9 protein-coding genes are annotated in these 13113 nt (G+C 46.3%); 6 read left to right on the top strand and 3 right to left on the bottom strand.

All coding sequences use genetic code 11. From position 1 onward, the window contains the following. The first annotated feature begins 106 nt into the window (after positions 1 to 106). Positions 107 to 1492 carry an L-cystine transporter gene (locus KI350_RS15135; RefSeq protein ID WP_212930517.1) on the top strand — a complete coding sequence of 462 codons (1386 nt, stop codon included), beginning with the start codon at positions 107 to 109 and terminating at the stop codon, positions 1490 to 1492. A gap of 45 nt (positions 1493 to 1537) precedes the next feature. Here KI350_RS15135 and KI350_RS15130 read toward each other — a convergent pair whose 3' ends face one another. Further along, complete coding sequence (locus KI350_RS15130; RefSeq protein ID WP_212930516.1) at positions 1538 to 1879, bottom strand: hypothetical protein; 342 nt, start codon at positions 1877 to 1879, stop codon at positions 1538 to 1540. A gap of 47 nt (positions 1880 to 1926) precedes the next feature. Next, the gene (locus KI350_RS15125) at positions 1927 to 3723 is read right to left on the bottom strand and encodes a S9 family peptidase (RefSeq protein WP_059231829.1); all 1797 of its coding nucleotides are present in this window, start codon (positions 3721 to 3723) and stop codon (positions 1927 to 1929) included. Positions 3724 to 3868: 145 nt separating this feature from the next. On the opposite strand from KI350_RS15125, the gene KI350_RS15120 reads away from it, so the two are divergent. Together KI350_RS15120 and KI350_RS15115 are read left to right on the top strand one after the other, a co-directional pair. Further along, on the top strand, positions 3869 to 4429 hold the full coding sequence (locus KI350_RS15120; RefSeq protein ID WP_212930515.1) for a YhcN/YlaJ family sporulation lipoprotein: 561 nt from the start codon (positions 3869 to 3871) through the stop codon (positions 4427 to 4429). Positions 4430 to 4544: 115 nt separating this feature from the next. Next, positions 4545 to 5501, top strand: coding sequence for a hypothetical protein (locus KI350_RS15115; protein ID WP_223254810.1), 957 nt, complete (start codon positions 4545 to 4547; stop codon positions 5499 to 5501). Here KI350_RS15115 and KI350_RS15110 read toward each other — a convergent pair. Next, the gene (locus KI350_RS15110; protein WP_020450692.1) at positions 5433 to 6080 is read right to left on the bottom strand and encodes a spore coat protein; all 648 of its coding nucleotides are present in this window, start codon (positions 6078 to 6080) and stop codon (positions 5433 to 5435) included. The two genes, KI350_RS15115 and KI350_RS15110, sit on opposite strands and share 69 nt — an antisense overlap. A gap of 689 nt (positions 6081 to 6769) precedes the next feature. On the opposite strand from KI350_RS15110, the gene KI350_RS15105 reads away from it, so the two are divergent. From KI350_RS15105 to KI350_RS15095, 3 genes are all read left to right on the top strand, one after another. After that, positions 6770 to 8791 (top strand): ATP-binding protein, encoded by a 2022-nt coding sequence (locus tag KI350_RS15105; RefSeq protein ID WP_212930514.1) that lies wholly within the window; start codon positions 6770 to 6772, stop codon positions 8789 to 8791. A 112-nt stretch (positions 8792 to 8903) separates the two neighbouring features. After that, positions 8904 to 12524 carry a DUF6359 domain-containing protein gene (locus tag KI350_RS15100; protein WP_212930513.1) on the top strand — a complete coding sequence of 1207 codons (3621 nt, stop codon included), beginning with the start codon at positions 8904 to 8906 and terminating at the stop codon, positions 12522 to 12524. Further along, on the top strand, positions 12521 to 13105 hold the full coding sequence (locus tag KI350_RS15095; protein ID WP_020450696.1) for a class D sortase: 585 nt from the start codon (positions 12521 to 12523) through the stop codon (positions 13103 to 13105). The genes KI350_RS15100 and KI350_RS15095 overlap by 4 nt, the downstream gene beginning before the upstream one ends. Positions 13106 to 13113: the final 8 nt, after the last annotated feature.

The following is a 13113-nucleotide window of genomic DNA, read 5'->3' as shown; positions in this document are numbered from 1 at the left end:
TTCCCGGGTCATATATTGAAATACATCGATAATTCCTACTTGACCAATCAGGTTTGTTGTACTATAGTTTTTAAATGTAAAAAATTCTGGGGGTGCTTTTGTTACCATGACATTATTTGTTGTTATTAATATTATCGTCATGCTCGGCCTGATGGCGCTCCTTTATATGATGCAAAAAAAACATGTTTCTTTTTCTAAGCGGGTATTTACCGCTCTGGGAATCGGCATTGTTTTTGGATTCGCTTTGCATTTTATATATGGTTCGTCTTCAGAAACGATTACGCAGACATCTAATTGGTTTAATATTGCAGGCGGCGGCTATGTGAAGCTTTTGCAGATGATCGTTATGCCGCTTGTATTCATCTCGATTTTGGGTGCTTTTACAAAGCTTAAACTGACGCACAATATCGGAAAAATCAGCGGATTGATCATCGGCCTCTTGATCGCGACGACAGCTGTCGCTGCTGCGGTGGGAATCGCGTCCGCACTTGCTTTCGACCTGCAGGCTGTCCATGTGGATCAAGGCCAGGCAGAGTCAATGAGAGGGGCGGAACTCGAACAGAAATCGCAGGACATGGAAGCCAAAACACTTCCACAGCAAATTGTCGAGCTTCTTCCGGGGAATCCGTTTTTAGATTTTACGGGAGCAAGACCGACATCAACGATCGCCGTTGTTATTTTTGCGGCTTTCCTTGGAATCGCGTATCTCGGGGTCAATCGAAAACAGCCTGAACAAGCTGAGCTTTTCAAAAAGATGGTTGATGCCGTGTATGCGATCATTATGCGTGTAGTGACGTTGATTCTGAGGCTGACGCCTTACGGTGTATTGGCGATCATGACAAAAACGATTGCAACGAGCGATCTCGACAGCATTGCCAAGCTCGGCAAATTTGTCATCGCTTCATATGTGGCGCTGATCGTCATGTTCATCATTCACCTGCTGCTCATTACATTCAGCGGTTTAAATCCTGTCACATACTTGAAAAAGGCGTTTCCGGTCCTTGTATTCGCGTTTACATCTAGATCAAGCGCAGGCGCTTTGCCGCTGAACATTAAAACACAGCGCAGCCTCGGTGTTCCCGAAGGCATTGCAAACTTTGCCGGTTCCTTCGGACTGTCCATCGGACAAAACGGATGTGCCGGAATTTACCCTGCAATGCTCGCGATCATGATTGCGCCGACGGTCGGACAAAATCCGCTTGAGCCGTCATTTTTGTTCACGGTTATCGCTGTTGTTGCGATCAGCTCTTTCGGAGTGGCAGGCGTCGGCGGAGGTGCGACATTTGCAGCGCTTCTCGTCCTTTCGGCGTTAAATATGCCCGTAGCGCTTGCTGGACTGCTGATTTCGGTTGAGCCGCTCATCGACATGGGGCGTACGGCTCTTAATGTCAGCGGCAGCATGACGTCAGGACTTGTCACGAGCAAAGTAACAAATGAACTTGAAAAAAACACGTACGAAGACCGTACTAATATCATTGAAGCAGAAGTGTAAAAGAAGAACGGCCCGCACAGCTTGATCGCTCGTGCGGGCCGTTTTTTATGAATAGCTTTGATCGTTATCGAACATCGTCTGATTTGCAGTCTGATCGTTCATGACATTAACCGGGGCAGTCATATGGCTTGATTGATGCTGGTCGTTTGCCGTATGGCCTGACTGGTGATGTTCCTGTGATTGTCCTCCGGGATTGAAAGCCTGTTTGATCATGTCAGCCGGATTCATCATCATCTGGTTGCGGCCGTTACCTTGCTGCCGTCCTCCCATGCCCTTCGCGAACATGCCTGTCAATCTTTTGCGGATTTCGGGAGAAAAAGCCGCGGTTAATGCAGCTGATCCTAAAACCAATACAGCGGGATGGATGCCTGATCTTCTTCTAAACAAAGGGTCTACCTCCTTTTTACGTATACCATCCCCAGTCAGAATCGGTTTTATTCTTCAAGCTGTGCCGCGAGATATAAGCGGTGTTTTTCTAAAAATTCGAAAATTTCACGGTAAGCTTTCACTTTATTTTCTTTCTTAGAAAAACCGTGCCCTTCATTTTCCAAAACAAGATACTCGATTTTCCGCCCCATGTCCTTCAACCGATCGACGACTTGATCGGACTCTTCCTTTACGACGCGCGGATCGTTTGCGCCTTGGATGATCAGCATCGGCTGAGTCATACTCTCCAGGTATGTAACAGGAGAATCGGCTTTCATTTTTTCATAATCCCGCTCCGGGTTACCGACCCATTTTTCCATCATCGGCTGCCAGAAATCCGGTACGGATTTGACAAACGAAAACAGATTGCTGACTCCGCATATATCGACGACGGCGCGGAAATACTCTGGATGTCTCCCGTGAAGCAATAGCGACATATATCCTCCGTAGCTGCCGCCCATTAAAAAAAGTTTTTCGCGGTCCGCAAGTTTTTGATCGATAAGCCAGTCGATGCCTGCGGTCATATCGAGACGCGGTCCGTCTCCCCAATCTTGTTCAACCATTTTAAAGAAGGAATAGCCGTAATTCGCAGATCCCCTGAAATTAGGGGCGAATAACTGGTAGCCCATTTTCGCAGCGAGTTGAAAGATATCATAGAACATAAAGGTTTCTGCATCTTGCGGTCCGCCGTGCGGCCAAATAATCGTCCAGCCGTTCGCTTCTTCTGGGAGGGGCTTAAACAGCAGCCCTTCTATTACGAGACCGTCAAAAGAAGGATATGTCACAACCTCCGGATATGACAGCTCCTGTTCGGAGAAACCCGGAACCGAATGTTTCGTTAATTGCCGCCATTTCGCCTGTCCTTTCGTTAATACATAGAGATTAGCAGGCCTTGTCGGCGTTGAGCCGAGAATGTACAGCGCGCCCGAAGAGGCGCAGTGTATTTTCGAAATGGATGTGCAAGGGCAATCGATCTGCCGGCTTTCTCCTGTTGCTGTGTTGTACTCATACATCACATCTTTGACACCTTTTTTTCCAATCAGATAAAGGAAAGTTCCACTCGGATCAGCGTGGATGGCTGTTAAATCGGTTTTGTCAATCGAAAGCACCGGCGTAAAAATACCGGATGAAACGGTGTACAAGGCAAGGTATGAGAACTCGGCTTCGTAGTTTGTCGTGACGAATAACCGATCATCAGATGCAAAGCGGGAAGAATAAACGATATGAGGCAGCGTCTCATCGGGGACGATTCCTGTCGTCACGCCTTCAGCTGTATGGATCATGCAGACAGTGTGGCTGTTGACATAGTAGACATGGATGCTGACGGCTTTCTCGCCCGGGCTTACATCAGCCAGCATTGAAGTTCCGTCTTTTCCTTCAAAAATAAGCTCTTCTTTTTCAGTGAGACAATCGTATCTGTATGTATTTAAAAATGTCGGATTGTCCTTTGTAGAGGAGTAGTAAACGGCGTTTTGGACAGGGACGGGCTCGAAGTGGCGGTCTGTTTGATTTCCGTTTAATGAATGGAACGACCCGTTTTTTGAAGAAAGCTTGTACAGTCCGCTTTGTTCGTTTCCGTCATGGTCAAAACCGGCATAGAGAATAGAGCCGTCGGGATTGTAGGCGATTCCTTTTGCATCCTGATTCAAGAATGACAGCTGGTACGGGTATGTCTCGGGAAGATCCATCGCCCACAGGTTTGATGTTCCGTTGAGATTTGTATCAAAAACAAGCTGTGTCTCATCGGGATGGACCGCAAAGTCTTTAATTCGCAGCACATGCAAAATGCTTTTTGCTTTTTCCATTTCATATACACCTCCGGATTTATTTGGGAATTTTTACATTCAATAAGATCATAACAAAAGTCGCGTATAAAAAATATCCTTTAGACAAATAAATAACACGAAAAAGAAAAAAACTATACGTAAATCATTATAGGAGGTAATTTTAATGTTCAATATGAAAAAAAGCGCGATTGCTGCTTTGCTCCTTCCGTTTTTGTTCACAGCCGGATGCGGCATGGCAAACCAGGGGGCGGATAACAACCGTCGCAACCAGGACAATGCGCTTCAAAATGTAACAAACAGAGATAACGACCGCACGAATGTCAATGACGGCAGAAACGTCAACGACCAAATGAATGTGACAGACAACCGCGATGCCAATCGGAACAATAATAATATGGAAGTGGCGGATAAAGCTGCAGACAAAGTGACGGAACTGAAAGAAGTCAGAAGTGCAAACGTCATTACGACAAACCGCAACGCTTATGTAGCGGTCGTTTTGAAAGGCAATCCGAAAGGCGACGTAACGAATGAGCTGAAAGGGAAAATCTCGAAAAAGGTTAAAGAAGCAGACAATAACATCAACAATGTATTCGTTTCGGCAAATCCTGATTTTGTTGACCGGATGAGAAATTATGGCGACAGAATCCAAAATGGCGAACCGATCGAGGGCATGTTTGAAGAATTCGGTGAAACGATCAACAGAATTTTCCCGAATCAAAGATAATGAAAAGCCGCAATGAGCGGCTTTTTTTGTTGGCTGCTTTTCATACAGGCCACTTCCTGAACCTTTCCGCATAGTGTGTAGTACAGAGAAGCACATCGCGGAGGAGGGATGATATGTGACGGGAGAGATGAAAGCAGCCTTTATTTTAATTATGGCGGGCACTCTATCCGCTTTGTTATTGGCCGTTTTTGTCGTGTTCAGCCAAAAGAGCCCTGAGGCGGCTGTTCTTTCGGGGAAAAAAGAAAAACTGAAAGAATCGCTGAAAATGCTTAAATATGAAAGTGTCAGCATTTATTACGCTGAAGAAGATAGGACGATTCTGGAGCTGACAAAGGAGACGCTTCGGGATGCCGCTGACATGAATCGGGAACTGTTTGCCAGCCCTCTTCAAGACAGCGTTGATTTGATCTTTTTTTCAAACCGCGATAATATGGAGTCATTTTCAAAATTAAAGGATATCACCGGATTTTACTCAAATGATATGCGGATGATCGGACTTTTGCCCGAGGAGAGAAAGCATCTGAATAGCGGCGAGGGATTCGCCGTCTTCCTGTACAAACGGGTGCTGATACATGAGTATACCCACTATGCTTTTCACGTCAAGCTGAGAGAACTGAAAGCCGACCCGGCAGCTTACCCGCTCTGGTTTCACGAAGGAGTGGCGGAATGGGCTTCTGCTCATGACGCTATTGAGATCCGGACTTTGCCGTCAGCCGTTCCTTTGAGTAAGCTGAAGACCGACAGGCAATGGCAAAAAGCCCGCACTGGATATGAAACCGATATTTATTTGCAAAGTTATTATTTGATCGAAGAGCTCGCGGAGAAAAAAGGAAGGGGTGTCATCCTCGACATCATCGAGGAAACGGCTGAGCGGGGAAGTTTTGAAGACGGATTTAAGGCCGCCGTCGGTCAGTCGTTATCCGCCTTTGAAAAAGAATTCAAGCGGAAATATGAAGCGAAAAAAACGGCACGGAAGTTTCGTTCTTCTGTGCCGTTTTCATCATCAATGAATGGGTCTCTGCTGCCCGTTTGGTGGCATTTGCGGCTGACCTTGCACCGGAGCGAATGCTGATGTCATCTTCTGCATGTCTTGCGGTGCAAGCTGAGGAACTTGATAGTATCCGTGCTTGTTCTGATAAAGGAAAATTTCATAAGCCATTTCGATATAGTGAGGAATCTGGTCTGCCAGAACCCTTCTGCAAACAGGGTTTGTCACCTCGGGAGCCGCCATGGCCAATGCCGAACAATTGGTTTTCATCAAGCCGAGCATAAAGCTGCTGATACAGGCGTCATCAATCGCCTGCACGGATTGCTTCGGCTGTTTCGGCTGAGCGTCTTTTAACCCGTAGACAAATTGACGATCCTCTTTCATCATATATGTTGCCGTTTCCTGGCTCGGCTTTTGCCCTGTTCTGAAGCATTCTGTTGTGATGTTGTACTGAGACGAAATAAACCGGTGCTGCCTGTCCAAAATATCGAGCAGCTCCGGATCTTTGACATGCTCTCTGAACATCATATATTGCTCAAGAACGCCGATCATACCGGACAACACTTCATGCATGTCAAACACTTCGTGGCCCCCGTGATTCATATGCTGCATTCCTTCATTGCCTTGATTGATTTGCATTTGCGGCTGGTTTTGCTGTTCCACTCTAACGTATCCTCCTTAAATGTAATTCAACTATTATATTTCGTTTTTGCCGTCATGTTTATTCAAAAAAGGAATAATCGATAAACTGGATTTAAAGGGATTTTATTCTAACCGTCGAATAGTTTAGTTCAGAGAAAATATTATGGGGGTCTTGTGTTCAAGACAATATATCATCTCATTGGTCGAAAGTGGAAGTGAGGTCATTTTGGCGTCAAACTGAAAAAAACTGATGATCAGGAGAGGAAATTAAGCCGGTTTAGAGATCCCTCGTACCTTTGTAAACGGAGCACATATCTGCCGGGCGGTGATGAGAAATGTTCATGCATGCTTCCGGCAGTTAAGGAATTCGGTGAGTGGACGGATGTCTGATATCCGAAAAAACAAATGAGCCGAAACAGGTCGGATTCAAATAAAAGCTGCCGGAAGAAAGAATAAAAGACGATATCGGTCTTGTGTTCACGCACTTTGTTTAAATATGGACTGAAAAACAATCGATTTGCAATGCCCGGGTGGATATCGGCATGAAGAACTTTGGCATTTTAAGAAGGTGCCTGCAAACTTTTTATTGCCCCTGCGCGATCTGTAAAGGATTCTCCCTCCGTAAATGATTTCAGCTGCCAATCATCATGAAAATGCAAAAAAGGTGTTTTCCTTTTTGATTTTGCACTTAGAAAAGGAGGAGTTTTGTAATGCTGGGCTCAAGTGAGACGGTTGGAAAAATGTCAGGTTTATTTGGTAATGATTCTGTGTATCCGAAGGTGCAAACAGAAGTATATAAAAAAATCAATGAACTGAGTGGTTTTCATAGGCTGGATGATATTTATCTTTCCTTGATCGACCAGTATATGTTTCCTTGTCTGATCCTGAATGACCGGGGAGAAATTGTCGCGTCCTCAGAAAGTGCCGATCAATATTTGAAAAGTTCAAAAGGCAACATTCATCAAGCTTTTCCCGCGAGCTTATCCGTGCAGGTCAATGCCGCTTTACAGCGGGCAAAAAAAGAGAAAAAAGTGTCGTTTAAAAACGTTCCGATTTATTTAAGCGGAGAACTATCCTTTGTTCATTTGACATTAAAAAGTTTCTTCCGCCAGTATCACAAGCTTTATGTGCTGTTTATCGAAAAAGCAAAAGAAGAGGCTGCCCGCGCGCCGGTATCCGGCGGAGAGGACGGCCAGCTTCATCTCCAACATCTGTACCGGACGGTAAAAGAGCTCGAAGCGTCCAACGACGCTTTGGTGTCCGCCAATCAAAAGCTTCAGGAAGAAAACAAAAAATTAACGGCGCTAAACAGGGCGTTTGAAAAGAAAGTGAATGAGCTGAACACCCTTAAAAATGATCTGAACAATCTGCTGACGAGCACGAACATCGCCGCCGTTTTTTTGGATCAGGAATTGAAATTGAAATTATTTACGCCAGAAGCCGCCAATATGTTCGACCTGAAAAAGGATGACCTTTCAAGGCCTGCCGATAAGCTGACAGAGAGGTTCAACTATGAGGAGTATGCCGATGACTTAAAGCGGACACTTTATGAAAACAAGACGGTCGTAAAAGAGTTCGAAATGCCAAACGGCGGCTGGTATGCCGTGAAAATGATGCCTTATTATGCGTCGGGGAAAAAGATTGAAGGCATTGTTGTCACGTTCACGAATGTCACTGAACTGAAAAAGACAAACGAGGCCCTGCACATCAGCTCACAGGCTATTGATCAAAGTCCGGCCAACATATTGCTCACTTCGGTCGACGGTTCGGTTACTTATGCAAACAAACGCTTCTGCCGGATGCTCAGAAAACAACAGGATGACATCATCGGCAGGGATGTATTTGACATTTACCGCAAGCATTTTCACTGTGATGATCTCCATCGCTACTGGAAGCACGTCCTTGATAAGAAACCATGGTCAGGGGATCTTCATTACCAGGATGGGGAGCAGCAGGACAGGTGGGAGCAAACCTCCCTTGTTCCTGTGGAGGACAGCGCAGGGAACGTGCATCAGGTGATGCTGATATCCGAGGACATTACAAACCAAAAGCGGTCTGAAAAAATGCTTTTGAAATCGGAAATGCTGTCAGCGGTCGGGCAGCTCGCTGCCGGGATCGCTCATGAAATACGGAATCCCCTCACATCTCTGAAAGGGTTCCTCCAGCTGATGATCCAGTCTAAAAAATATCAAAAAGACTATGCGGAAGTAATGATGTCCGAATTCATCAGGCTTGAAGCGATTATCAACGAATTTCTCGTATTGGCCAAAACAAAATCGACTACATTTGATCCGGTTCAGGTCAACTCGATTGTTGAAGATGTCTGCATGGTATTGGAGTCGCAGGCCGTGCTGAACAATGTGCGGATCGAGAAACAGCTGAGCGGAGATCTCCCTGAGATTCTTGCTGTATCAAATGAACTGAAACAGGTTTTCCTCAACATATTAAAAAATGCGATCGAGGCGATGGAGGATGCTGAAGGCTTTATCACAATACGTTCCTACTTTGAAAAAGACAGCGTATTCATCACCTTTGAAGATCAGGGAAAGGGCATCTCAAAAGATGTGCTTGAAAAGCTTGGGGAGCCATTTTATACAACGAAGGAAAAAGGAACCGGGCTCGGATTAATGGTTACATTTAAAATTATTGAAAATCACGGCGGAAGCATTCATTTTGAAAGCGAGGAAGGAAAAGGAACGACCGTAAAATTGAAGCTTCCGATTAAAGAATGAGAATGCGGTCATCCCTGTTCTCATTCTTTTTTGAAAATTTTACAAAAAAATTATATGTTCTTTATCATCATCAGATAAACTTGACAGGAAGCAAAAAACGGGAGGCGAATATATGGTCAATGTTCTAAAGTGTCGTTTTTTAGCTGGTTTGACGATCACCCTTATGATGATTGCGTCTTTTTTAGCGCCGTTTGCGGACGTATCGCGCGCTTCAGAAACGATTACCGTAGAAGAAGCGATTAAGCACAACGAAGGGCATGCAGCCGTTGAAGGGTATGTCGTCGGGCATACTGTGTCGAGCGGCCATTATCGTTTCAGCGGAAATTTCGCCAACGATTATAACATCGCAATCGCAGATAAAAAAGAGGAAACATCACCTGAAAACATACTCCCCGTGCAGATACCCGCATCTTTCAGAGACCAGTTCGGTTTAAAGACAAACCCTCATCTCATCGGAAAAAAACTCATCATTGAAGGCGAACGCTCTACATATTTTAATTCCCCCGGTTTGAAATCCGTTCAATCCATCACATTTTCCGGAGGCGATGCGCCGCCAGTCCAGCCGGAGATCAAAACGATAGCCGAGGCGCGCAAGCTTTTAAATGAAACGGTCAAAATCAAAGGAATCGTCACTGCGGATCAAGCAGCTGTCGGAGGAGGAAAACTGTCCACATTTATTCAGGACGAAACGGCGGGCATCAATATCTATTCCGCTGCACAAGGCGATTTTCCGGAGCTGAAAGAGGGAATGTCCGTTTCGGTCACGGGGAAGATCACGACATACAAAGGATTGACAGAAATCGTTCCCGTACCGTCAGGCATTGAAGTAACCGGAGAAGGAGCGGTACTGCCCGACCCTGTTCCGCTGACCATTAAAGATGTGCTCGATCAGGGAACGGCAGTTAAATACGAAGGCCGGCTAGTGAAGATGAAAGGATTTATTGAAACAAAGCCGGATGCGCCGGCAGGCGGCGGCTATAATATCACGATGATCGATGAAAACTATCATCCGCTCACACTAAGGGTGATGGAACAAACGAATGCCGCCGATTCGATAGAACAAGGACAATGGTACGAAATTACCGGCATATTAAGCCGTTATGATACGGTGCAGCTTCTGCCGAGAAAACAGGAAGATCTTCAGATATTAGACGGCATTGCGCATCCTCCCCCCGCTGCTGAAGGGGAATACGAAAGCGTTGTCGAACGAGTTGTCGACGGGGATACGATCCACTTAAAAGAGCCGGTTCTCGGATCTACAAAAGTCCGCTATGTCAACATAGATACAGCCGAAACTTACCATAAGCCGAAAAATGAATTAGATGAAAACCAGCTGAAACACGGCAACAAAGCGAAGGAATATTTGCAGTCTATATTGGCTCCGGGAGACAAAGTCACTGTGAAAGTGGGCAAGGAAGCAAAAGACAGCTACGGCCGCCTGCTTGCCCAAGTCATCACTGAAGACGGCGTCAACACGAATTTGCAGCTTGTTCAAAAGGGGATGGCCGTCACCTATTTCATTTGGCCGGTTGGAAGTGATGAAGACTATCAATTGTTTCAAAGCGCCGTCAAAAAGGCGAAAGATGAGAAAATCGGCATTTGGAATCCCGCTGATCCGCTCCTCGAAATGCCGTTTGAATTTCGTGCCAGGGAGCAGGGCAAAGGGCTGACGCGGCATGTCGGTGACTCTGCGGAAAAAACGTATGTCGCGCCTGAGAAGTGGCGAGAGATTCCGGTGGAAAGACGAATTTTCTTTGCGTCGGCTGAAGAAGCGGAAGCTGCAGGCTATTCGAAAAAAGAGCAAAGCGGCAATATTCCGCTGCGCCTGTTAAGCATGAATGATCTGCACGGAAAGATCGATCAACAATATGAGCTCGATCTAAACGGCGATGGCCGGACGGATGGAACATTCGGCAGGATGGATTATGCAGCAGCATTGATCAAAGAGAAAAAAGCCGAGCGGGAAAATACGCTGATCGTCCACGCAGGTGATATGATCGGCGGAAGCTCGCCGGTTTCTTCCCTGCTTCAGGACGAACCGACAGTTGAAGTCATGGAGGAAATCGGATTTGATGTGGGAACCGTCGGGAACCACGAGTTTGATGAAGGAACCGAAGAGCTGCTGCGCATGTTGAACGGCGGCGAACACCCTGAAGGGAAAGGGACAAAAGGCTATGACGGACAGGATTTCCCGCTTGTCTGCGCCAATTGCAAGTTGAAAACAAACGGGGAAAGCTTTCTTCCTCCATATGAAATCATTGAAGTTGAAGGGGTGCCTGTCGCTTTTATCGGTGTTGTGACACAAGCGGCCGCCAATATGGTTATGCCCGAAGGAATTCGCTCAATTGAATTTACAGATGAAACAAAGGCCGTCAACCAGGCTGCAAAAGAACTGAAAGCGAAAGGGGTCCGGGCGATAGCGGTGCTCGCCCATATGACAGCTTCCCAGGACGGCGGAGTTGTGACCGGTGAATCAGCCGAACTTGCTAAAAAAGCAGATCCTGAGATCGATGTCATCTTTGCCGGCCACAATCATGAAGTGGTCAACGGCCAAGTCAATGATATTTTAATCGTCCAAGCATACGAATACGGGAAGGCAATCGGTATCGTCGATCTTGAAATCGACCGGGAAACGAAAGACATCGTACAAAAGAAAGCGGAAATCGAATATGTGAATCAGGAAAAGCTCAAGCCTGATCCGGCAGTCGGTCAGATACTGGATAAATATGAGCGGATGGTTGCGCCGATCATCGGCGAGAAAGTTGGTGAAGCAGCACACGATATGGCAGGAGGCTATTCAAACGACGGAGACACCCCTCTCGGGAATCTGATTGCTGACGGGATGCGGAGCGCAATGAATTCAGATTTCGCATTAATGAACGGGGGCGGCATCCGTCAAGATTTAAAAAAAGGAACGATTACATGGGGAGACTTGTTCAATATCCAGCCTTTCGGCAATGTACTCGTCCGGCTTGAAATAAAAGGCAGGGATTTATACGATATTATAGACGCGCAAATATCCCCATCATACGGCCCGGATTACTCGATCAGCGGCTTTACCTACACGTGGGACCCGAAAACAAACAAAACCGCGGATATTTTTCTTGAGGACGGAACGCCGATTGATGTAGACCGGACATATACGCTGACCGTAAACAACTTTATGGCATCTGCTTCAGGCAGCAAGTATTTGCCGATTTCCCGGCTTGGAAAAAATCCGGTCACAGGTCCGGAAGATATCGAAGCTACAGTAGAATTTGTCAAAAGCTTTAAAGAACCGATCGCTTATGCTGCCGAAGGACGAATCAAAAAATTAGCAGAAGATGATTCACGTCCGGGAGAAGAACCCGGACGCGGGGCAGATCCTGATGACGAAGAAAAACCGGGAAGCGGAGGCGCTGATCCGAATGACGAAGAAAAACCGGCTGGAGATAAGGGCGATGGAGAAAAGCCCGGCAATGACAGCGGAGAAAAGTCGGTTCATGGCAATACCGGCGATACGTCAAAGAGCGGTGCTGTTCCTGTTGCAGGCGTGACGATCGGTGAAGGGGCGGATGCGCCGGAGGAGAAGATGGACGGTCTGTCAAATGATGCGTTTCTGTCAGATTCGCGTGAAGAGCACAAGCTGCCCGACACGGCGGCTTCTTACGGCGGTTTCCTTTTGTACGGCTTCCTGACGTTTATGTTCGGAGCGATTCTTTATATGCGGAAAAGGGGTATTGCAAAACTATGAAAGTGAAGATGTTATCGTTTCTGCTGATGACGGCGGGGCTTGCCATTTTTGCATATGGCGGCTGGAAAATATTCGATATGAACAGACAGACCGATATTTCTTTAACTGAAGCAAAAGAAGCCATTGCATCGAGTCAATCCGTCCGTTCGGCAAAGCACCCCTCAGCGCCAGCATCGTTTAAGCCCGCCAACGGCGAAGCGGCAGGCATCCTCCATATACCCAGACTGGGCGCTCAGCTTCCCATCGTTGAAGGAACAAGTCCCGATGATTTGGAAAAAGGCGTCGGTCATTATAAAGACAGCTATTATCCAAAACAAAACGGGCAAATTGTTCTTTCAGGGCACAGGGATACGGTTTTTCGCAGAACAGGGGAGCTGGAAATCGGAGATAAGCTGAAAATCGAGCTTCCATACGGAAGCTTCGAATATGAAATCACACACACGAAAATTGTTGATCAAGATGATACATCCATCATCACGCTGCAGCACGAAAAAGAAGAATTGCTGTTAACGACATGCTATCCGTTTTCTTATGTCGGAAATGCGCCTGAGCGCTATATTATGTATGCAAAACCGCTTTAAGGCTGTCC

It is taken from the genome of Bacillus sp. J41TS8, assembly GCF_018333035.1.
Classification (GTDB): Bacteria; Bacillota; Bacilli; order Bacillales; family Bacillaceae; genus Bacillus; species Bacillus paralicheniformis.
Note: the sequence above shows the minus strand (reverse complement) of the source record. Positions and strands in the feature narration are given on the sequence as shown.